Here is a 21,573-nt window from a genome sequence, read left to right on the forward strand (position 1 = left end):
CTACTCGAAATCGAATTTCAAAGTGGCGCTTCCCTGGAACCCGCCCGGCGTCGGGTTCTCCACCATCTTCACCGGCCAGGCGGTCAAGCCGAACAAGGCGCGCAGATTGTCGTAATCCAGCGCGACCGGAATCAATTGCCCGCCCGCCGGCGTCCCGCCAGGCAGGCTGGGCGGCACCAGCTTGCCGGCGCTCTCCATCGCCACCGCCACATTCTGATGCGTGGTTTCCAGATAGCGCGCGTCCCGGCCGTGCGGCCGTCCCTCCAGCGCCAGATTGATCTTGACCCCGGCGGAAATATTGGTGCATTGAATCTGGAAAGTACGACTCACCGCGCTTTGCCTGGCCGCGCCGGGGCGAGCCAGTTGCGCGGCGATCAAGGGGCCGAAATCGATGGTGGTTTGCTGCCCCGCGGCCAACTTACAGTTCTGCGGCACCGTCACGCTCATGCTCATGAACAGGCTGACCATGGGAGAGCTGCCCAGCGCCGTAGGGTAGCCACGCACGCCGAACACATCCAGCACTTTGAATTCCGGCACATTCAAGGTGCCGACAAAGGGGCGGCTGATCAACAAATGCACCCGTCCCAGGCTACCGGTTTCAAAGGGCCGCGAACCTATCGTCTCGCCATTTACGCAGCGTAGCTGGCCGGTCATTTCATTGCTCAAACTGTCCCACGGCACCGCTTTATACCGTCGAACCTCCCCGGCAAGAAAGATTTCCACCCCCACTTGCAGATTGCGGTTCAAGGCATAAAACTGCAGCGGCACGCCATTGACTGTTCTGGTCTCGCCCTGGGTCAGCTCGGTCCTGGTGGTGTAGAACACCTTGTAAGGTATTGTCGATCCAGTACAAGCGCAGCCCGCCACATACGTCTTGCCCAAATCCCATAAATAAGCGTTCGGATACAAGGCCCCCGCCGCATTGTCATCCGGCGAGGTAAAGGTCCGGTTAAACGCGAAACTGAATCGGGGGATCGAGCCGGTAGGCTCGCAAGGCCCCGCATTGGCCATGCCTCCAAGCAGGAAGCTCAGCAGCATGACGCCGATGCTCCGCCAGATTTTTATGTGCTTCATTCGCTGATGCTCCACTCGATCATATTGCAAAGTCGGCCCGCTCCCGCGGGCTAGCCGCAGTTCAGAATCCGCCGCTGGTAATAGCGGCCGGCCTTGGCCGGCGGCAGCCGGTAATCGGCCATACACTGGCCGCCCCGCCATTTCACCGTCAGCCGGCCGGTCTCCCGCTTCAGCAAGGCCAGCACCTTGCCCCTGGGGTCGACGATGCCCAGCGGTTTGCCGTCGGCGTCCTCCACGCTGGCGCCAAACGGCGCCGGAGCGCCGTCCGGCCGCAACAGGGTGAACTGGGCGCGCTGGCCGCTTCTGGCCTTGAACACGCCCTTGACCACGGCGCCGCGCCGCGGCACCACCAGCTTGACCGTATCGTCCAGTTCCACGTCGGCCCCCAGCTGCCGGGTGTCCAGGCTCAGGGTGTTGACGCGGTAGGGCTGCGCGTAGGGTTGCACCGCGTAGCCGTTGCGCCCCAGTTCGCCGCCGTTGCCGGTGCGCAGCGCCGGTCCGGTCACGCCGTCCACTTGCAAGAGCGCGAAAGTGTCGCCCACCGGACGGCTCAGGTTGACGCCGCCGCCATGGGCGACAATGGCGCCGGATAGGCCGACGCTGGCAGACTGGTAATGACGCGCCGCGTTGTAGGCCGCGCTCAATTGCACGAAATCGGCGTTGTGGTTGACGCTGAGCCCGCCCGAGGTGCTGCCGTTGCGCCCGGCATGGCCAAGCTGTACGGAATAGGTGGTGTTCTCGCCCAGCTGGCCGCTGACCCCGGTTTGCAGCGTGGAGCCGTTGCCGGAGGTGTGGCTCAGGTTGGCGTACATCCGCGGCGAGCGCGGCTTGGGCCCCAGCGGCACGGTGAAGGTCAGCATCACCTGGTTGCTGCTGACGCCGCCGGGCCGGCTGTCGCGGCTCCGGCTTAAGGTGAAGTTGTAGCCCAGCAGTTTCCAGTTGTTGCCGTAGCCCAGGCCCACGCTGCCGCTGCTGCCGTTCTGTCCCCAGTAGCTTTGCTGGCTCAGGTTCAGATACAGGCTGCCGAAACGCCGCTCGCGGCCCAGGTCCTGCTGGGTGCTCAGATCGATGCGCGAGCGGCTGCGGCCGAACTGTCCCTGGCTATTGCCGGCGAGATCGTTGGCGTGGTCGTTGAAACTGCGATAGCCGGAGGTCGAATAGCGATACGCGGCCAGCGTCAGGTTGGTCAGGGTGCGGGTAAAGGTTTTGGCGTAAAGCAGTCTCAAGCTCTGCCCTTGCCGCCGCGCGCCCCTGACCCGGCTGTTAGACTGGGTGAAGTCCAAGGACAGCGCGCCCAGCGGGGTGTTGGCGCCCACGCCCAGGTTGACGGCCTGAAAATTCGATGTGAGCTGGAAGCCCACCGCCACCGTGCTGTCGTCGCCCGCGCCGTAGACCAGGGTGCCGGCGGCGAAGCTGGGATGCACGTCCTGGCTGCCCTGATACTCGCCGAAGGCGGCGCTGTAGCGCCAGCGGCCCTTGCGCAGCATCAGGGGCAGGCTGGAGAAGGACTGCTGCGTCACCCGCTTGCTGCCGTCGGCCTCGGTGACGATGATTTCCAGATCGCCGTTGGAGCCGGACGGGAAAATATCGCTCAGCTCGAACGGCCCCGGCGGCACATTGGCGCGGTACAGCGTATAGCCGTTCTGGCGGACTTCCACCACTGCGTTGCTCTGCGCCTGGCCGCGCACCACCGGCGCGTAGCCGCGCTCGCCGTCCGGCAGCATCGCGTCGTCGCTGGCCAGCTGCGCGCCTCGGAAACGCACGCTGTCGAACAAGGTGGAGTCGGCGTATTGCTCGCCCAGCGCCAGCTGGCTTTTCCAGCCGATCAAGTCGCGCTGCAACACGCTGCGGTTGCTGCGCGCGCTCATGGACTGGCCGTCGGCCCAATTGAAGGTGCTGTCGTTGCGCAAACGCCAAGCGCCCAGATTAACGCCGTTTTGCAGGCCGAGGAAAGCGCTGCGGCGGTTGACCCCGCCCGGCTCGCTGCTGCGGCTCTCATTGCCGTTGAACTGGTAGTTGACGTAGGCGGCGGCCACGCCGGCGTCCCAGAGCGCCGGGTCGATATAACCGCGCGCGCCGCGGCTGAGAAAGGCCTGGGGAATGCTCAAGCTCAGTTGCAGCCGATTGGCGTCGTAGTCCGCCGCCGCCAGGTCCATCAGCGCCGGCAGATCCAGGCAGGCCGGGTCGTCCGCGGACAAGGGCGGCGTCAGGCTTTGCAGCTGCACGCCGGCCGCCTGCAGCAAGCCGGCGTCGATGCAGGCTTCCACCTTGCCGCTGGCCGCCTGGCGAAACAGCACGTCGCGGCGGCCGGTCAGATTGCCGTTGACCAGCACGTCCACGCGATAGTTGCCGGGCAGCAAGGCGTTGCCGGCGCTGAGCACCGCGCTCAAATCCGGCATCCGGCCGGAGCCGTTGATGAAGTTGGTGTTGAAGGCCAGCAAGACGGGCGCGGACTGCGCCTCTCCTTCCGCCGCCTCCGCCCGGGCCAGTTCCGCCAGCGCCATCAACAGGGCCAGGCAGCCGGGCTTCAGCGCGGAACGGCGTCGGATCGAGGTTTTATTCCAGGGCTGACGATTTGGACGTATGCGCATGATTGGGCTTTATACGGAGGGGATCCGGCAGATGGCCGAGGAAGATGGAAGCGACATGGTCAAGGTTCCTGGGGGCGCTGCTGAGGGCGGCCTTCCCGGCCGGCTTCGAGCGCGACCTCGTACTCCACGAGCCCGCCGAAGTCGTTGATGATGCCGTAGCGCAGTTGCGCGCTGCCGGCGGCGGACGGTTTCAGCGGCCATTGCCCGCTGCCGCCCGGCGCCACCATATAGGCGCTCGCCAGCTCCTGCGCTCCGGCGCCGGCCTTGAGTGTCAAATCCACCACCGTCACGTGATAGCGGCTGGGGTTGTCCACGCGCAAGGCCGGCCTGCCGTCGGCCTGGAGCAGGCTCCAGCGCAAGCCTTCCGGCGCTTGCAAGGCGGCATCGCTGCCCAGCCCCTGAGGCCGGAAGAACACCTTGACGCGCTGGCGCACCGCCAGTTGCAGCACATTGTCTCCGCGCGCCGCCTGGGGGATTTCCTGCACGTTCAGCCAAAATACCGACTCCCGGTCGGGCGCCGCTCCGGCGCCCTCGTACAACACCCGCAGCAACTGCTGCTGTTTAAGCGGCAAGCGCGCCAGCGGAGGCGTCACCGCGAACGGCAGTTCGTCCGGCTGGCCTTCCGCCGACTCCAACCAGGACTGGACCAGGATCTCCTCGCCCAGATTGCTGACGATGATGGAGGCCTCCTTGTCATTGCCGTCAAAGATGACGCGGGTGCCGTTAAGCGCGATGCCGGCCCAAACCGGACTGATGAGCAAGGCCAGGGAGAGGAACAGAATGATTTTCATGAGTGAGGCCACGAGATATCCAACAATGGTCCCAAGGCGGCTGACGCGGCCGGGAACGCGATGAGGAAAGGGAGGACGGCGCGCCGCCCTCCTGGCAGAGCCTGTTCAAGGGACTGCGCAGCGCGGCCAGTCCCGCGCCGCGGCATGGCGCGGACGCCTGATGACGCCGCGCCGGCGCTTTAGTCGTAAGTCAGGGTAAACGGCAGGCTGGCGTTGGCGATGCCGGGCGACATGGCCCCGCCGGAGCCGACATAGGCGGCGGCGAAACTGACGCGACGGATATCATCGGGCTGACCCGGCTGGTCCTCCTGCAAAAGAACGCCGCTGGTCAGGTTGTAGGCGGAGGGGTTGGCCACCGCGGCGCTGTCGAACACCGCGATGCCGACGCCCCGGGCAAAGCCCGGAGACGAGGTGCCGTTGTTGACGCGCAGGATGTTGTTGCCACTCATCACTTCCGGCGCCGCGCCGGCCAGCTTCATTGTCACTTTGCTGGCGGTTTTGCAAATGATGTTGAAGTTCACCTGCCGGCTGCCGGCGCCGGTGAACTTGGGATTGGCCAGCGTGCCGATGTCCTCCACCGACACCGTGCCCATGTCCACCTTGATGCTGTTGGCGTCGCCATTGGGCGAGCTGAGCCGGCAAGAATCGGAAATCACTCGGCCGGTAAAGTCGATCTGGCCGGAAAGGGTATCGGCAAAGACCGGACTGACGGCAAAGGCGGCCAGCGCCGCCAAAACGAATTTCCCTTGCTTGCTGTTTAACAATTTCATGCAAAACCTCCCTCAGATTGAAAAAGCCGCAGACCAAAGCCTGCGACGTTCGAATGGCGAAAACACGCCAATGCCAAGATTGTCAAACAATCTGAAGAGGATTTTAGGTTTTCAAATACTTATGAAATATAGGATTTATCCTATTTTATTGTCATATGGTTATATGAAATGCTAACCATGAGGTAATCATCTTAAAATCGCATAATATTAATATGCGAAATTAATGGATTTTTATTGGGAAACTCCATATAAAAATAAATCCCCCTCAGGGGAAGGAGAAAAGCCCAAGGCAAGCTGGGCCGAAAGAGGACTCGCCGCGCTTTTCAAGCGCGCAACGCGCGGGCGGAAAAAAAACGGCAGCCGCCGTACAGGCGTCTGCCGTTTCTCAGGGAATACGCTGGCCTGGTCCGGCCTAGGCGGGACCGCGCCTCAGAGCCAGCGCCGCTTCCAGAACAACCACCCCAGCCCGCCGGCGATGCCCAGCATCGCCACCAGCACCAGGTGATAGCCGTAATGCCATTTCAGCTCCGGCATGTATTCGAAGTTCATGCCGTAGATGCCGGCGATCAGCGTCAGCGGCATGAAGATCATGGTCAAGACGGTGAGCACCCGCATTTGCAGGTTGAGCCGATGGGACTGGGTGGACAGGTAGAGGTCCAGCATGTCGCCCACCATCTCGCGCGACATCTCCAGCGATTCGATCACATGCATGGTGTGATCGTAAGCGTCGCGCAGATAGACCAAGGTCTCCGGCTTGAAAAAGCCATGCTCGCCGCGGTTCAGCGAAATCAGCATTTCCCGCATCGGCATCAACGCGCGGCGCAGCTTCAGGCAATCGCGCTTCAGCCTCTGGATCTGCAGCAAAACGCCCTGATCGCGTCCGCGCAGCAGCATGGTGTCCATGCGCTCCACTTTTTCGTTGAACTCGGTGAGCACGCCGAAATAGTCGTCTATCATCGCGTCCAGCAAGGAATAGCCCAGGTAGTCGGCGTCCTTGTGGCGCAGCAGGCCGCGTCCGCGGCGCAGCCGTTCCCGCACCTCCTCGAACACGCCGGTGGGGCGCTCCTGAAAGCTCAGCACGAAACGGCGGCCGATGACCAGATAGATCTGATCGGACAACAAGCGCCCGGCGCCGTTTTCACTGTGCTGGTGGTAGTCGAACACCCGGCTGGCGACGAACAAATAATCGCCGTAGTCCTCCACCTTGGGCCGCTGGCGCGCGTTCATGATGTCTTCCAGCACCAGGGAATGCAGGCCAAAGCGCTGGCCGATGGCGCGCATCACCTCGGGCTGGTGCAGGCCGTAGACGTTGAGCCACAAGACGCCGCCGCCGGGCTGGTGGGCCAGGCCCTCGGCCACGGTCTGGAACACGGTTTCCTGCAATTGCTCCGGGCCGTATTCGAACAGCGAGATCGAGGCTTCCGGCAATTTCGCCTCGCCCACCGACAGCAGGGTACCGGGCGCCTCGCCCAGCGTGGGAATGCGTTTTTTCAGCGTGGCGTGGCGCATGGGCGGATCACACTTGCACGATGTCGAGCACGAAGCCGACGTTCTTCCACTGGCCGATCTCCTGCTTGAAGCCACTCGCCGTCAGCGGGCTGCCCTTCAGCCAGACCTTGTTCAGCGTCAGCGCGAAGCCGGTGGCGTGCTGGCGCAGGTCCAGCATTTCCGGCAGCGCGATGCTGTTGCGGCTGCGGTGGAACAAGACCGCCAGCCGCAGCGACACCACTGCCTGCCACAGGCTGGAGTCTTCCATGTATTGCCGCATCTTGCCCATGTCGCCGCGGTGGCCCAGCACGATGGCGGCCAGCGTGGCCTGCTCGCGCTTGGAGAAGCCGGGCATGTCGGCGTGCTGCAGGATGTAGGAAGAGTGCTTGTGATAGGCGGTGTGCGAGATGGTCAGCCCGATCTCGTGCAGCTTGGCCGCCCACAGCAGGCGCTTGAGCATGGCCTGGTCCACGTCCTCGCCGGCCACCATCCGGTACAGGCGCTCGGCCAGCGCGGTGACGCGCTCGGCCTGGGCGGTGTCTACATGGTAGCGGCGCTTGAACTGGGTGACGGTGGTATCGCGCATGTCCTTTTCACGCTGACGGCCCAATAGATCGTATAGCACGCCGTCGCGCAAAGCGCCTTCGGCCACCGTCATCTTGTCGATGGCCAGTTCCTGGAACACCGCGATCATGATGGCGAGGCCGCCGGCCAGCACCGGCGCGCGGTCGGCCTTGAGGCCGTTGACGTCGATGGCGGCGATGCCGCCCTGGCGGATCAGCAGCGCCTTGAGCTTTTCCATGCCGGACAAGGTGATGTCGGCCGTGCTCCAGTCGTTGATTTCCAGCACGTCGCGCAGGGAACGCGCGGTGCCGGAGGTGCCCACCGCCAGCTGCCATTCTTCGCGCTGGTATTGGTGGGCGATGCGCTGAATCTCGTTGCGCGCGGCCAGGATGGCGTCCCGGAAATTGGCCTGGGTCAGCTTGCCGTCGCCGAAATAGCGCAATGTGTAGCTGACGCAGCCCAAGGGCAGGCTTTCGGTGACCAGGGCTTTGTAATGGCTGCCGATGATGAACTCGGTGGAGCCGCCGCCGATGTCCACCACCATGCGCCGCTCCTTCGTGTCCGGCAGCGAATGGGCGGCGCCCAGATAGATCAGCCGCGCCTCTTCGCGGCCGGCGATCACCTCGATGGGAAAGCCCAGCAAGGGCTCGGCCTTGGCGATGAAGTCCGCCGCGTTCTTGGCCACGCGCAGGGTATTGGTGCCCACCGCGCGCACTTGTGCCGGGGTGAAGCCGCGCAGGCGCTCGCCAAAGCGGGCGAGACAGGCCAGGGCCTTGTCCTGGGTTTCCTGGTCCAGTTGTTTGTCGGCGGTCAGGCCCGCGCCCAGGCGCACGGTCTCCTTCATCACGTCCAGCGCGTACAGCTGGTCGTCCACCACCCGCGACACTTGCAGGCGGAAGCTGTTGGAGCCCATATCGATGGTGGCGAGCACGTTGTTTGGGGGCGTGGTCAGTGTCAAAGACACCCCTTCTCTCTTTATCAAGGCCCGCGCCCGCGCGGCGGCGCCGGCGGAAACGGGGGGATTCATCATCAGGTTGGATCGCCGGGGGACTGGCACGGACGCCGGACGCAACAATGGCGGTAACACCGAATGTTACCGCCATTTTAGGCAAACCGTCATGTCAAGTCGCCGTGGCCGGCGCGGGCCGGCTCAGCCCAGGGTTTCGCGCTTCTTGGTTTCCAGCGTGGTGTGGCGGATGTCCTTGCCCTTGACCAGGTAAACCACGTATTCGGAAATATTGGTGGCGTGATCGCCGATGCGCTCTATCGCCTTGGAGATGAACAAGGTGTCGATGGACATGCTGATGGTGCGCGGGTCTTCCATCATGAAGGTGATCAGCTGACGCAGTTCGGCGGCGAAGTCTTCGTCCAGCTCCTGGTCGGCTTCGGCCAGTTCCAGCGCGGCGCTGGTGTCCAGGCGGGCGAAGGCGTCCAGCGCGCGGCGCAGCATGCCCAGCGCCGCGTCCGCCATTTTCTCAATCTCGCGGAAGCGCGGCACCTGATAGCGCTCGGACTGGTAGATGGTCTTGCCCATGCGCGCGATCTTCTTGGCTTCGTCGCCGATGCGCTCCAGATCGGTGATCACCTTGATCACGGTGAACACGATGCGCAAGTCGCTGGCCGCCGGCTGGCGGCGGGCGATGATGTGCAGGCAGTCGTCGTCGATGGTGACTTCCATCGCATTGACCAGCGCATCCTCGGCTATCACCTTGTCCAGCTTGTCAATATCGCCGGCCAGCAGGGCTTCCACCGCGGACAAAATCTGCTGCTCCACCAGTCCGCCCATCTGCAGGACGCGGGTGCGGATGGTTTCCAGCTCCATATCGAACTGTTTGGAAATATGCTCTGCCATGTCTGCCCCAAACCAAAACCAGTCAAAAAACGCTATGTTAATGCGGGCAGATGACGCCGATGTGACAATTCATCTGCCCGCCTGCGGGCGGCCTGCTCGAAGGCGGACGGCCCTTAACGGATTTCTTCCACGCCGTTCTGCCGCCCCAACACCAGCACGTCGGCGCGACGGCGCGCGAACAGGCCGCAGGTGACCACGCCGGCCAGATGGTTGATGATCTCCTCCAGTTCCACCGGCTTCTGGATCTTCAAGCCGTGCACGTCCAGGATCACGTTGCCGTTGTCGGTGCTCACGCCCTGGCGCAGTTCCGGGTGCCCCCCCAGCTTGACCAGTTCGCGCGCCACATAGCTGCGCGCCATCGGAATGACCTCGATGGGCAGCGGGAAGCCGCCCAGCATGGCGACGTATTTGCTTTCGTCGGCGATGCAGATGAATTGATCGGCCACGCTGGCGACGATTTTCTCGCGGGTCAGCGCGGCGCCGCCGCCCTTGATCATGTGCAGGTGGTGGTTGATTTCATCGGCGCCGTCGATGTACACCGGCAGCGCGTCCACTTCGTTCAGGTCGAACACCGGGATGTGGTGGGCCTTGAGGCGGGCGGTGGAGGCGTCCGAGCTGGACACCGCGCCGCGGATGCGGCCCTTGATGGCGGCCAGCTCTTCAATGAACAGATTGACGGTGCTGCCGGTGCCGACGCCGACGATGCTGTCGTCCGGCACGAATTCGATGGCCTTCTTGGCCACGGCAAGCTTCAGTTGGTCCTGAGTCAACATGGTAATGCCTCCTGTGTTGGGATGGTATTGCGCCGGGCGGATTATGGCACGGGGCGGGCCGCCGGACACCTGTCATCAATCTCGAACGGCGAATCTCGGCGCGGTTTTACACGGGCATCAGCAGGCAGGCGGCTTGCGCCTCTATCGCCTCGCAGCGGCCCAGATAGCCGAGCTTTTCATTGGTCTTGCCCTTGACGTTGACCGCGCCGATCTCCAGGCCCAGGTCTTCGGCGATGGCCGCGCGCATCGCGTCGATGTACGGAGCCAGCTTGGGCTGCTGCGCGATCAGCGTGCTGTCCACGTTCACCGGGCGCCAGCCGGCGGCGCGCACGCGCTTGGCCGCTTCGCGCAGCAGCGCGCGGCTGTCCGCGCCTTTGAATTCGGGATCGGTGTCCGGAAAATGGCGGCCGATGTCGCCCAGCGCCGCCGCGCCCAGCAAGGCGTCGGTAATCGCGTGCAGCAAGGCGTCGGCGTCGGAGTGGCCCAATAGGCCCTTATCGTGCGGAATGCGCACGCCGCCCAGGATCAACGGCCGGCCGGCCACCATCTGATGCACGTCGTAGCCCTGTCCAACTCGAAACATATCAATCCTTTCTTGCCGCCAGCACCGCGCGCGCCAAGGCCAGATCGCGCGGATAAGTCACTTTGAAATTCTGGGCGTCGCCCTCCACCAGCCGCGGCTTGCCGCCGCAGCGCTCAATGGCGGAGGCTTCATCGGTCACATCCGCCAGATCGCCGCCTTGCAGCGCTTCCCGCAATTTGCCGCGGCGGAACATCTGCGGAGTTTGCGCCAGCCACAGGCCGGCGCGGGAAACGGTGACCGCCACGCGCTGTTCGGCGTCGGCGCGCTTGACGGTGTCCGGCACCGGCAGGGCCAGCAGGCCGCCCACCGGATCGTCGCCCACCTCGGCTAGCAGCCGCTCCACCGCGTCCGCGGTCAGACAGCAGCGCGCGGCGTCGTGCACCAGCACCCAGTCGTCGTCGGCGCAGTCCAGCGCCTCCAAGCCGTTGCGCACGCTCTCGGCGCGGCTGACGCCGCCCGCGCGCAGCACTTGCAGCTTGGGGATGTCCCAGTCGAAATCGTCGAACCACTCGTCACAAGGAGAGATCACCACCGCCACCGTCTCCACGGCGGGCACCGCGGCCAGCGCCTGCAGGGTGTGCCACATCAGCGGCCTGCCGTTCAATTGCAGGTATTGCTTGGGGCTGGGCGCGCCGAAGCGGCTGCCATGGCCGGCGGCCGGCACCAAGGCCAGATAGCGGCTCACGCGCCCTCTCCGGCCGGCGTCTCCAGGCTGCGCCACAGGCAGCTGCCCTTCACCGACTTGTCCAGATCGTTCAAATAACTTTGATGATCGGCCAGCTCCCGCTCGTTGGCGCGCTTGACGATCAGCGGCTTGCGCTCAAAATCCATCGCGCCGTGCTGGCCGCCGGGCAGATCGACGTCGATGTCCATCACCAGGCTTTCCTGGCCGCGGGTCATCCACAGATAGACTTCGGACAGCAGCTCGCAGTCCACCAGCGCGCCGTGCAAGGTGCGGTTGGAGCGGTCGATCTCGAAGCGGTCGCACAAGGCGTCCAGGCTGTTGCGCTTGCCGGGGAACTGGTCGCGCGCCTCGCGCAGGGTGTCAATCACATTGGCGCACAGGTTTTTGATCGACGGCAGGCCCACTCTTTCGAATTCGGCGTTGAGGAAGCCGACGTCAAACGGCGCATTGTGGATGATCAGTTCCGCGTCGCGCAGGAAGTCGGCCATTTCCTCGGCCACCTCGCGGAACTTGGGCTTGCCTTCCAGGAACTCCAGCGAGATGCCGTGCACGCGCTGGGCGTCCGGATCGATGTCTCGCTCCGGGTGGATGTAAAGATGCAGATGCTTGCCGGTCAGCTTGCGGTTGATCATTTCCAGGCCGGCGAATTCGATGATGCGATGGCCTTGGGCGTGTTCGAGACCGGTGGTTTCGGTATCGAGAATGATTTGTCTCATGCGCTATCCTGGCGACGGCCGCCGGCGGCGGCGTCGCTCTGACTTCAGAAGAAGGGCGGACGCGGCCGGCTCAGGCCAGCTCTACGCCGCGGTTGGCCAGCTGATCGGCCCTTTCGTTGAGCTCATGGCCGGCGTGGCCTTTGACCCAGCGCCACTCCACATGCAGATGGCGGTTGCGTTCGGCATCCAGTTGCTGCCACAGATCGGCGTTCTTCACCGGCTCCTTGGCCGCGGTCTTCCAGCCGCGCGCCTTCCAGCCGTGGATCCATTCGGAAATGCCTTTTTGCACGTATTGGGAGTCGGTGTACACCACCACCTGACACGGCCGGTTCAAGGTGGCCAGGCCCTTGATCACCGCCAGCAACTCCATGCGGTTATTGGTGGTGTTGGCCTCGCCGCCGCACACTTCCTTTTCCTTGCCCTTGAAGCGCAGCAAAGCGCCCCAGCCGCCCGGTCCCGGATTGCCCTTGCAGGCGCCGTCGGTATACATCTCTACCTTGTCTTCAGTCGTCATGCTGTCTCGTCATTGCCGGGGCTCGCGCCCCGCTTGCTGTGTTGTTTCATGGTTCCCGGTGGCTGTGATGGCGCTCGTTGCCGGCGGCCACCGCCAGGCCGGCCTTGGCCTTGCCCTGCTTCCAATTGGGCAGGATCAAGCGCATGCCGCGCTGGCGCTTGATCGCCTCGATGCCGTACACGCCGGCGGCCAGTGGCCACCAGCGGTCCCCGGCCCGCTCCATGAAGCGGAAACGCTGCACCCAGTCGCAGCGGGAGAACGGCGGCGCGTAGCCCATGAAGCCTCCGCTCGCGGGCTCCAGCTCCAGCAGGGTCAGCCAGTCCTTGATGCGCACCAGCGACAGAAAGTTGCCGCTCCACGGCGCGTTCTCGCGCCCTTGGACCAGTCGGCGCACGCCCCACAGCGACACCGGATTGAAGCCGGTGAGGATCAGGCGGCCCTCCGGCATCAGCACGCGCTCGGCTTCGCGCAGTACCTGATGCGGCACGGTGGTAAAATCCAGCACATGCGGCATCACCAGCAGGTCCAGGCTGCGACTTTCGAACGGCAGTTGCTCCGGAGCGCACAGGATCTGCGCCGGTCCGGAGTCCGAAACGCGGCACTGCCAGGGAATGCGGTTGGCGCGCAGGAAATCGACTTCCGGCAAACCCAGCTGCACCGCATGAAAGCCGAACACGTCGGCGACGGCGCGGTCGAAATAAGCCTGCTCGCGCTCCAGCAGATAACAGCCCAATTCGCTGGAGCTCAGCCAGTCGCTAAACGAATTCTTCATCGAGAGAAGCCTTATGCCAGCCAAATACACCGTCAGCCCGGTAGGGGCCTTCAGTGACAATTATATCTGGGTTTTGCATCACAGCGGCCGCGCTGTCGTGGTCGACCCGGGCGAAGCCACGCCAGTGGCCGCCTTCTTGGAACAGGAAGGACTGCAACTGGAAGCCATCCTGATCACCCATCACCACGCCGACCACATCGGCGGCGTGGCCGAGCTGTCCGCGCGCTGGCCGGACGCCGCCGTCTACGGCCCGGCCGACATCGCCTCGGTCTCCCGCCCGGTGATGGACGGCGCCCGCGTCGAGCTCTCCTTCGGCGCGGCCGCGGTGCTGGAAGTTCCGGGCCACACGCTGAACCACCTGGCCTATGTGATCGACGACGCGCTGTTTTGCGGCGACACCCTGTTCGGCGCCGGCTGTGGCCGGCTGTTCGAAGGCACGCCGCGGCAAATGCACGATTCGCTGGCCAAGCTGGCCGCGCTGCCGGACGCCACCAAGGTCTATCCGGCCCATGAATACACCTTGGCCAATCTGCGCTTCGCGCTGACGGTGGAGCCGGGCAACCCGGTGCTGGCCATCCGCATGAGCCGAGACCTGAAGCTGCGCGAGCAGAACCTGCCCACCCTGCCCTCCACCATCAGCCTGGAACGCGCCAGCAATCCCTTTCTGCGCGCGCATGAACCGGCGGTGCGTCAGTCCGCCGCGCACTGGAGCGGCCAGCCGCTTAATGATGTTGTCGAGGTCTTTTCCGCGCTGCGCGAGTGGAAAAATCGCTTCTGAGGGATTTGTTCACAATCTTGCGAGCCAAGGCGAAACACGGCGAAAACGGCAGGGAAAACGACGGGAAAAACGGAAGGCGCGTCGCGGTCCATTCGTATTTCAAAACGGTTTTCAAGGCCGTATCGCCTACGCGCGGCCTACCGCGAACGGCCCCTCAAACCATGACAAGGAACTGAATCCTGAGCGCCACTGTTAAAAATAACTGGCGCAGGACAGTCTGCATGGCCTATATGTCAGCAAAGCACATGAAGTTATTTGGTTTTTTGGTTGACACCCCTATGTTGGCTGTTTAGCATCAGCCGAAATCAGAATTCCGGGCCCGCCAAATGAATCGCTTCACCCCGTTGGCACTTTCGCTGTCATTTGCTTTTTTATTTGCCTCCGCCGCGCACGCGGACGGGGCGTTTCGCCAATCCGTCGGCGTGGACGAGGGCCTGGCCTCCGGCCTGGACATGATGCTGCTGAACTCCAGCCTGCTTCGCAACGGCGACAATGTCTGGGAGCGCGCGCGCGAAGGCTTCCAACTGCCGGAAGTAAACGCCGACATCGTGCGCCGCCAGGAACGCTTTTATGCCAGCAAGCCGGAATACTTCCGCCGCACGCTGGACCGCAGTAGAAAATATCTGTTTCACATCATGAACGAGGTGGAGCGCCGCGGCATGCCCACCGAACTGGCGCTGCTGCCGCTGGTGGAAAGCGCCTTCGTTCCCACCGCGAAATCCCATGTCGGCGCCTCCGGCCTGTGGCAATTCATGCCAGCCACCGGCCGCCACTACGGTCTGGAACAGACCTGGTGGTACGACGGCCGCCGCGACGTGATGGAAGCCACCCGCGCCGCGCTGGACTACCTGGAAAACCTGTACGGACAGTTTGGCGACTGGAATATCGCCTTGGCCGCCTATAACTGGGGCGAGGGCAACGTCTCCCGCGCCATCGCCCGGCTGCAGGCCAGCGGTCAGGAAGTGACGTACGAAAACATCCGCATGCCCAACGAGACGCGCAACTACGCGCCCAAGTTGCTGGCGGTGCGCAACATCCTCAACGATCCGGCCAAGTTCGGCGTGCGCCTGGACAAATTTCCCAACAAGCCTTATTTCGTCGCGGTTTCCACCGGCAAGCACATGAATATCGACATCGCCGCCAAGCTGGCCGGCGTGTCCATCGGGGAATTCAAAGAACTGAACCCGGCTTTCAACCTGCCGGTATACGCGCACAAAAACGGCCGCCAGATGCTGATCCCGGCGGCCAAGGCCGACAAGTTCCAGGCCAATCTGGCCAAGTGGGACAAGCCGCTGCTCACTTGGGAAGTCTACACTCCGCCCGCGGACGCCAACGTCAGCCTGATCGCCAGCGAGCACGGCATGAGCACCGGCCAATTGATGAGCGCCAACAATCTGAGCAGCAGCTCGCTCAAGGCCGGCCAGCCGGTGCTGGTGGCGATGAGCAAGGATCAGCACGACATCCGTCCGCTGGACGCCACCGACACCGCCTTGCCGGAAAGCGGCGACAGCGCCACCCTGTTGGCGCAGGCGGAAACGCCACGCGCCGCGCCGGCGGTGATGGTCGCCTCGGCCCAAGCCGTCCCGCAAGCCACCCCCGTCGCTCAGGTTCAGACGCCGCCGGCCGCCGTCCAGCCCGCTCCCGCCCTGGCGGCAGCGCCGGAAGCCCCGCCGGCCCCGGCCAAAACCGTCCTCGTGGCGGCCGCGACAACGGCCACGGCCGACGCCGACGGCAATTACACCGTGGCCGCGGGAGACACCCTGTACAGCGTCGCCCGTCGCTTCAACCTTAGTCTGGACGATTTGAAAACGGCCAATCAGTTGGACTCCAACACCGTTCTGGTCGGCCAGGTGCTCAACGTCAACAAAACCCTGGACAAGAGCGTGACCCTGCTGGCGGACAGCCGCGCCAGCCAGGCTCAGCAAGACACCTTGCTGAAAGTCAGCGGCCTGCAGATCAACCAGCGCGCCACCGGCAGCGTGCCGGCGGAATACGTGGTGCAGCGCGGCGACACCCTGTTCAGCATCGCCCGCCGCTTCGGCGTCAATCACAACGACATCCAGCGCTGGAACGATTCCCGCCAGTTGACCCGGCTGCAGCCGGGCCAGAAAGTGCGCATCCAGGGCCTGTAAGGACTTGGGCCGCAAAAAAAAGCCAGGGCTCGCCCTGGCTTTTTTTCATGTCCGCCGCTAGCGGCTGCGCCCCTGGCTGGCGCTGCTCAGCCAGTGCCACACCATCAGCAGCACCCCGCGGCTGGGCGGCGGCACCTGCATCAGGCTGGGCAGCAGCAGCGCCAAATCCTCGCGCAAATGCTCGGCGACCAGATTGAACTCCGCGGTCAGCCAGTGGCAATACGAAGGCTTGTCCAGCGCCAGCGGACTGACCGCCTCGCTCAGCACCTCCGCCAACATCGCCGGCTGATTGAAGCGCATGCCGTGAGCGGCGCGCATCAGCGTACGCACTATGGCGCGGCGCTGCTCGGCGCCGTCGCTCAGGGCCGGCGTGTTCTGGGCCACCTCGCCCATCCGGTCCAGCAAGCTGCACAGCGCGCGCTGACGCCGCTGGATGGCGTCGAAACCCGCCGCGGGCAGGCCGGACTCCTGCACCGCCGCCGCCACCAAGGCACGCATGCGGATCAAGCGGCTGTTGAAACGCTCCAGCGCCAGGCCAGCGTCCACCTCGCGCCGCCGCGCGATCTTGCTGTACAGGGTGGCCGCTTCGCGCAAATTATCCGCCAGCAAAAAACGCCAGCTGTCTATCGCCCGCAAAGGAAACAGGCCCGCGGCCACCAAGCCCAGTAGGGAACCGGCCAGCACATTGAAGCCGCGCCACAGCGCGGCCTCCACCGGCTCGTTGCCCAGGCCGGCGACAATCACCATGGTCAGCCCCACCAGCAGCGCCAGATACTCGCCCTTGCCCAGCGCGAACCAGGCGCTGAGCATCACCAGCGCCGTCATCCACAGATAGCAGGACAGCGGCGAATGGCGGTACAAGGCCATGGCCACCAGGCCGGCCGCCGCCCCCAGCAAAGAGCCGCCCATGCGCTGCAAGGCCTTGCGCCTTACCCCGCCCCAGTGCGGCACGCTGCCCAGCACGATCAGAATGGTCACCAGCATCCAGCTGCCATGCGGTATCTCGAACAACAGGTTCAAGGCCAAACCCACCAAAAACGCCGCGGCCACCCGCAGTACATGCGCCTGCCGGGCGTACAGGTTCAGATAATACGGCGTCAGCAGAATGCGCCAGGAGCGCCAGCGGCTGCCTTCCATCTCTCACTCCATCGTCTTGCTGTCCAGCCAGATCGTCACCGGACCATCGTTGACCAGCGCCACCTGCATGTCCGCGCCAAACACCCCGGTGGGCACCGGCTTGCCCAAGGTCTGCGCCATCGAGGCGACAAATTGATCGAACAGGGGACTGGAGCGCTCCGGCCGCGCCGCGCGCGAATACGACGGCCGATTGCCCTTCTTGGTGCTGGCGAACAGGGTGAACTGGCTGACCGCCAACACCTCGCCGCCGCAATCCAGCACCGAGCGGTTCATCACGCCGGCCTCGTCGTTGAAGATCCGCAGTTGGCTGAGCTTGCGCGTCAGCCAGGCGATATCCTCCGCCCCATCTTCCTCCTCAATGCCCACCAGCAACAGCAGGCCGGGACCGATCTCCCCGGTCACGCGCCCTTCCACCGTCACCGACGCCTGCCTCGCCCTTTGCACCAATACCCGCATGTCCTCTCCTTGCCAGACCATCATAGATTCAAATCCCGGCCTGCATTCTAGAGCCAAGCGCGCCGCCGGTCACGACGACGGGCCAAGCCCGGCGCAGTCCAGTACAATGACGGCTGCTCAATAAGGATTCGCCTCATGCTGATGGTCATCTCCCCAGCCAAGACGCTGGACTTCGACACCCCCGCCGCCACCGATCACTACACCCAGCCGGACTTTCTGCAACACAGCGCCGAACTGATTCAGGTGCTGCGCGCCAAGAGCCCGCTGGAAATCGGCAAGCTGATGAGCATCAGCGACGCGCTGGCGCAATTGAACGTGGGCCGCTACCACGACTGGCAAGCGCCGTTCAGCCCGGCCAACGCCAAACAGGCGGTGCTGGCCTTCAAGGGCGACGTCTACGAAGGCCTGAACGCCGCCAGCCTGGAGCCGGGGCAGATGAGCTATCTGCAAAACCATTTGCGCATCCTGTCCGGCCTCTACGGCGCGCTGCGGCCGCTGGACCTGATGCAGCCCTACCGGCTGGAGATGGGCACCCGCCTGAGCAACCCGCGCGGCAAAAACCTGTACGAGTTCTGGGGCGACACCGTCACCCACGCGCTGAACGCCGTGCTGGAGCAAAGAAAAGACCCGGTGCTGGTGAACTTGGCCTCGGAGGAATACTTCAAGGCGGTGAAGCCGGCCAAGCTCAACGGCAGCCTGATCACCCCGGTGTTCCAGGACCGCAAGAACGGCCAGTACAAAATCATCAGCTTCTACGCCAAGCGCGCGCGCGGCATGATGGCGCGCTGGGCCGCGCTGCATCAGGTCAGCCAGCCGGAGCAGCTCAAGCACTTCGACAGCGCCGGCTACGCCTTCGATGCGGCTGCCTCCAGCGAGCTCAACTGGGTGTTCCGCCGCGACCTGCCCTAAGAACCTCTAAAGTCTGCTGCGCTTCAGCGATACGGCGTTGAAAACCACTTCGAAATGCTCATGTACCCTCGTACATTCCGCTTTCTCAGCCTCAACGCCTTGTCTCGCTCTGGCTCGCGAAATCGTAAACAGACGCTAAGACCCGCTAACAGCATCCCTGATCCTGCGTCGCGCCTTCTTGTCGTAGGACTTGTACTGCCTGCGTCGGCGCGCCTTGGCTCAGCTTCTCTGCGCGGTTTTCTTAGCAGCCCCAACTAGGCGGAGACGGCGTTGACCAGCGCCTCTCCCCGCTCGAAAGCGCCGGCATTGCCCAAGGTGGTGTCGGCGATATTCATCAGCGCCTCGCGCGTCAAAAAGCCCTGGTGCGACGTCACCAGCACATTGGGGAAAGTCAGCAGCCGCGCCAGCTGATCGTCCTGCAGCCCGCTTTCCGACAGGTTCTCGAAAAACACGCCCTCTTCCATCTCGTACACGTCCAGGCCCACGCCGGACAAGCGCCCGGCCTTCAAGGCCTCCAGCAAGGCGGCGGTATCGATCAGGCCCCCGCGGCTGGTATTGATCAAGACCGCGCCCGGCTTCATCCGCGCCAGCGTCTCGCGATTGACCACATGCCGGCTCTCCGCCGTCAGCGGCAGATGCAGACTGATCACGTCCGCCTGCCGCCAGACCTCCTCCAAGGACACGAACTCGCAGCCCAGGCTCGTCGCCAGCTCGGCGTTGGGATACAGATCGTAAGCCAGCACCCGCATGCCGAAGCCGCGTGCGATGGACATCGTGGCCTGGCCGATGCGGCCGGCGCCCAACACGCCCATGGTCTTGCCGTGCAAATCGAAACCCACCAGTCCATCCAAGGAAAAATCCATCTCCCGCACCCGGGTATAGGATTTGTGAATGCGGCGCACCACCGCCAGCAGCAAGGCGAAGGCGTGCTCGGCCACCGCGTGCGGCGAATAGGCCGGCACCCGGGTCACCGCGATGCCGTGCCGGCGGCAGGCCGCCAGATCCACGCCGTTGTAGCCGGCGCAGCGCAAAGTCACCAGCTTCACCCCCGCCGCCGCCAGCTTGGCCACCACCGCCGCGTCCAGCCTGTCGTTGACGAAGGGGCAGACCGCGTCCACGTCCTGAACCAGGCCCACGGTGTCCAGGTTCAGACGCGGTTCGAAAAACTGCAATTGATGATGGTGGCTTTGATTGGCGGCCTCCAGCGCGTGGCGGTCGTAATTCTTGGCGTCGAAAACGGCAATGCGCATGCTGCGGCTCCTGAATGCGGATGGATGAGACCACTATAAAGCAGCTCTTCTCCCAACTAAAAGCCTAGCGTGCAAGCAACTCCGGCCCTCACGGGCGGGAACGGAAATGCAAAAAACCCGAAGCCGTTTGGCTTCGGGTTTTTTAACTTGGTTGCGGGGGCAGGATTTGAACCTACGACCTTCGGGTTATGAGCCCGACGAGCTACCAGACTGCTCCACCCCGCGTCTGATCTGTCTGCTGTGTTTCGTGCAGAGGAGCGAACTATACCCCGCCCCGTTTTTCTGGTCAAGCGTTTTGGGAAAAAAGATTTTTGATGCGGGGAAAGTTCGCACCAAGACGATTCATACTTGTTAACAGTTGATCTTTACTACCACACACCTGATCAACAAAGACCGTCTAAAGTGAACTCAAGGTCAGCGCAGTCGTTCTCCCCGAGCGATTGCGGCCCGAGAAGTCAGCCGCCTGTCTGCCAACAGGCGCTGCCGATGCGGGCGCGATCTTGTGCATTTTGGAAGACATTGCCGCTGCGGTTTCGACTGCCAGCGAAGCCGCAAAACAAGCAGCCGTGTCTTTCCTCCTAAGTGTTCATCACGGAACTTCAGGGCCGCTTTTGCGGCCCTTTTTTTTGTCTATTCGCCCGCGATCCGCTTCAAAGCGCGGCCATGGCCACGGCGGCTTCGCGGCGCATCTTCCGCCTATACAGCAAGGTCATCAGGCACAGCCCGCCCATCACGCCGTAGCTGATGAAGGGCGCCACCAGCAGAAAACGCTCCACCGGCCAGGTCCAGGCCAGATAAGCGCGCCCGCCCGCCTCCAGGCTCAAGCCCAAGCCCCACCACAGCGTCATTTGCTGGATGGCGCGCCTGAAGCCATCCGCGCGCCATAGTTGTTCGAACCGCTCCCGCCCCTGCTCCGATTCCCGCGCCAAGGTCGCCCGCGCCAGATAGAAGACCAGCGGCCGGCGCAGCGCCAAGGACAGCAGAAAGCCGCAGCCGATCAAACCGGTGATCAGGGACTCGCGCAGCAACAGCAGGCGCGCGTCGCCGCCCAGCAGCATGGCCAGCAAGGACAAGCCTATGCCCAGCAACACCAGCAGGCTCAAAGCGTCCACGCGCCGGAAGCGCAACAGCTCGATCACGCTCCACAGCACCGGCGGCAAGGCGGAAAACATCAGCGCGCCGGCTTCGCCCCAGCGCGGCTCGCCATAGCGGTAGCACAACCAGGGCAGCAGGAAATTGACGATGATTTCCAGTATCAGTTTTGCGCGTTTCGGCACGGCGCCTCCGCCTTCAAATGCAAAAAGCATGAACAATTTGCATCGAAACGTCAACTGCCTGACTTGAGTTTTTCGCAGGGAGAGAAAAAGGACGGGCCAAAAACAAAGCCCCGCGTTTTGCGGGGCTTCATCTGTAATCTGCGCAATGGAATGGACAAACGCAGGGGAGTGGCATCAGGCGGCCGCCTGAATGAAGGCGTTGGCGGGATACAAGGCGCTGGCCAAGCCCAAGGCGGACTTGAAAGTCACTTCAAACATCTTGCCAACCTGTCGAATGCTGACCACTTCGTAATGCATGGTAGAGCCGCTGTCCTTGTGCTCAAGGATTTTGTAGCCGGGTTTCAGTTGAGAAATTTTCATGATGGTTCATTCCTTTTTCTTTTTTTTGGGTTGTTCAAAATTCATTTCATCTAGAGACATACCATATTTTCAAAAGTTCCGCCAGCCGGACGAGAATGTTT

General features: G+C 63.6%; 21 protein-coding genes and 1 tRNA gene. 3 read left to right on the top strand and 19 right to left on the bottom strand.

Translation table 11 applies throughout. The features are described from left to right. The 13 genes from AB1Z25_RS16515 to AB1Z25_RS16575 form a co-directional block, all read right to left on the bottom strand. A complete protein-coding gene (locus AB1Z25_RS16515; protein WP_486635725.1) occupies window positions 1–1,074 on the bottom strand; it encodes a fimbrial protein in 1,074 nt (357 codons plus the stop codon). A 50-nt stretch (window positions 1,075–1,124) separates the two neighbouring features. Beyond that, window positions 1,125–3,665 carry a fimbria/pilus outer membrane usher protein gene (locus AB1Z25_RS16520; RefSeq protein ID WP_486635726.1) on the bottom strand — a complete coding sequence of 847 codons (2,541 nt, stop codon included), beginning with the start codon at window positions 3,663–3,665 and terminating at the stop codon, window positions 1,125–1,127. A 59-nt stretch (window positions 3,666–3,724) separates the two neighbouring features. Then, entirely contained in the window at window positions 3,725–4,456 is a 732-nt protein-coding gene (locus AB1Z25_RS16525) for a fimbrial biogenesis chaperone (RefSeq protein ID WP_107798440.1), read from the bottom strand. A gap of 179 nt (window positions 4,457–4,635) precedes the next feature. Next, window positions 4,636–5,226 (bottom strand): fimbrial protein, encoded by a 591-nt coding sequence (locus AB1Z25_RS16530; RefSeq protein ID WP_146176578.1) that lies wholly within the window; start codon window positions 5,224–5,226, stop codon window positions 4,636–4,638. Window positions 5,227–5,655: 429 nt separating this feature from the next. Beyond that, window positions 5,656–6,735, bottom strand: a complete 1,080-nt coding sequence (gene corA / locus AB1Z25_RS16535; RefSeq protein WP_048412489.1) for a magnesium/cobalt transporter CorA — start codon at window positions 6,733–6,735, stop codon at window positions 5,656–5,658. A 7-nt stretch (window positions 6,736–6,742) separates the two neighbouring features. Further along, complete coding sequence (gene ppx / locus AB1Z25_RS16540) at window positions 6,743–8,230, bottom strand: exopolyphosphatase (protein ID WP_449727711.1); 1,488 nt, start codon at window positions 8,228–8,230, stop codon at window positions 6,743–6,745. A 198-nt stretch (window positions 8,231–8,428) separates the two neighbouring features. Beyond that, window positions 8,429–9,130 (bottom strand): phosphate signaling complex protein PhoU, encoded by a 702-nt coding sequence (phoU, locus tag AB1Z25_RS16545; protein WP_107798437.1) that lies wholly within the window; start codon window positions 9,128–9,130, stop codon window positions 8,429–8,431. A 113-nt stretch (window positions 9,131–9,243) separates the two neighbouring features. Next, window positions 9,244–9,903, bottom strand: coding sequence for a ribose-5-phosphate isomerase RpiA (rpiA, locus tag AB1Z25_RS16550; RefSeq protein ID WP_235087213.1), 660 nt, complete (start codon window positions 9,901–9,903; stop codon window positions 9,244–9,246). A gap of 106 nt (window positions 9,904–10,009) precedes the next feature. Next, window positions 10,010–10,486 (bottom strand): 2-C-methyl-D-erythritol 2,4-cyclodiphosphate synthase, encoded by a 477-nt coding sequence (gene ispF, locus AB1Z25_RS16555; RefSeq protein WP_107798435.1) that lies wholly within the window; start codon window positions 10,484–10,486, stop codon window positions 10,010–10,012. A gap of 1 nt (window position 10,487) precedes the next feature. Continuing rightward, window positions 10,488–11,171, bottom strand: a complete 684-nt coding sequence (gene ispD, locus AB1Z25_RS16560; RefSeq protein ID WP_107798434.1) for a 2-C-methyl-D-erythritol 4-phosphate cytidylyltransferase — start codon at window positions 11,169–11,171, stop codon at window positions 10,488–10,490. After that, window positions 11,168–11,887: a DNA polymerase III subunit epsilon gene (gene dnaQ, locus AB1Z25_RS16565; protein ID WP_227104610.1), complete on the bottom strand. Its 720-nt coding sequence runs from the start codon at window positions 11,885–11,887 to the stop codon at window positions 11,168–11,170. Before dnaQ ends, ispD begins: the two co-directional genes overlap by 4 nt. Before the next feature lie 70 nt (window positions 11,888–11,957). Next, a complete protein-coding gene (rnhA, locus tag AB1Z25_RS16570) occupies window positions 11,958–12,401 on the bottom strand; it encodes a ribonuclease HI (RefSeq protein ID WP_486635727.1) in 444 nt (147 codons plus the stop codon). 46 nt (window positions 12,402–12,447) lie between these two features. Beyond that, the gene (locus tag AB1Z25_RS16575) at window positions 12,448–13,173 is read right to left on the bottom strand and encodes a class I SAM-dependent methyltransferase (protein WP_107798432.1); all 726 of its coding nucleotides are present in this window, start codon (window positions 13,171–13,173) and stop codon (window positions 12,448–12,450) included. A 13-nt stretch (window positions 13,174–13,186) separates the two neighbouring features. On the opposite strand from AB1Z25_RS16575, the gene gloB reads away from it, so the two are divergent. Together gloB and AB1Z25_RS16585 are read left to right on the top strand one after the other, a co-directional pair. Then, window positions 13,187–13,951, top strand: a complete 765-nt coding sequence (gene gloB, locus AB1Z25_RS16580; RefSeq protein ID WP_486635728.1) for a hydroxyacylglutathione hydrolase — start codon at window positions 13,187–13,189, stop codon at window positions 13,949–13,951. A gap of 326 nt (window positions 13,952–14,277) precedes the next feature. After that, window positions 14,278–16,083: a LysM peptidoglycan-binding domain-containing protein gene (locus AB1Z25_RS16585; protein ID WP_486635729.1), complete on the top strand. Its 1,806-nt coding sequence runs from the start codon at window positions 14,278–14,280 to the stop codon at window positions 16,081–16,083. Between the two features lie 57 nt (window positions 16,084–16,140). Here the strand turns inward: AB1Z25_RS16585 and AB1Z25_RS16590 are convergent, their stop codons facing one another. Both AB1Z25_RS16590 and dtd read right to left on the bottom strand, forming a co-directional pair. Next, a complete protein-coding gene (locus AB1Z25_RS16590; RefSeq protein ID WP_107798429.1) occupies window positions 16,141–17,220 on the bottom strand; it encodes an FUSC family protein in 1,080 nt (359 codons plus the stop codon). A gap of 3 nt (window positions 17,221–17,223) precedes the next feature. Continuing rightward, a complete protein-coding gene (dtd, locus tag AB1Z25_RS16595; protein ID WP_107798428.1) occupies window positions 17,224–17,676 on the bottom strand; it encodes a D-aminoacyl-tRNA deacylase in 453 nt (150 codons plus the stop codon). Window positions 17,677–17,811: 135 nt separating this feature from the next. On the opposite strand from dtd, the gene yaaA reads away from it, so the two are divergent. Next, window positions 17,812–18,585 carry a peroxide stress protein YaaA gene (gene yaaA / locus AB1Z25_RS16600; RefSeq protein WP_486635730.1) on the top strand — a complete coding sequence of 258 codons (774 nt, stop codon included), beginning with the start codon at window positions 17,812–17,814 and terminating at the stop codon, window positions 18,583–18,585. 254 nt (window positions 18,586–18,839) lie between these two features. On the opposite strand, the gene AB1Z25_RS16605 is transcribed toward yaaA, so the two are convergent. From AB1Z25_RS16605 to AB1Z25_RS16620, 4 genes are all read right to left on the bottom strand, one after another. Then, on the bottom strand, window positions 18,840–19,835 hold the full coding sequence (locus tag AB1Z25_RS16605; protein ID WP_486635731.1) for a 2-hydroxyacid dehydrogenase: 996 nt from the start codon (window positions 19,833–19,835) through the stop codon (window positions 18,840–18,842). Between the two features lie 148 nt (window positions 19,836–19,983). Then, a tRNA-Met gene (locus AB1Z25_RS16610) sits at window positions 19,984–20,060 on the bottom strand. A gap of 425 nt (window positions 20,061–20,485) precedes the next feature. After that, window positions 20,486–21,112 (bottom strand): VC0807 family protein, encoded by a 627-nt coding sequence (locus tag AB1Z25_RS16615; RefSeq protein ID WP_227104622.1) that lies wholly within the window; start codon window positions 21,110–21,112, stop codon window positions 20,486–20,488. A 174-nt stretch (window positions 21,113–21,286) separates the two neighbouring features. Then, entirely contained in the window at window positions 21,287–21,472 is a 186-nt protein-coding gene (locus AB1Z25_RS16620) for a hypothetical protein (protein ID WP_019103612.1), read from the bottom strand. Between the last annotated feature and the right edge of the window lie 101 nt (window positions 21,473–21,573).

Source organism: Chromobacterium sp. HL1, from assembly GCF_057418835.1.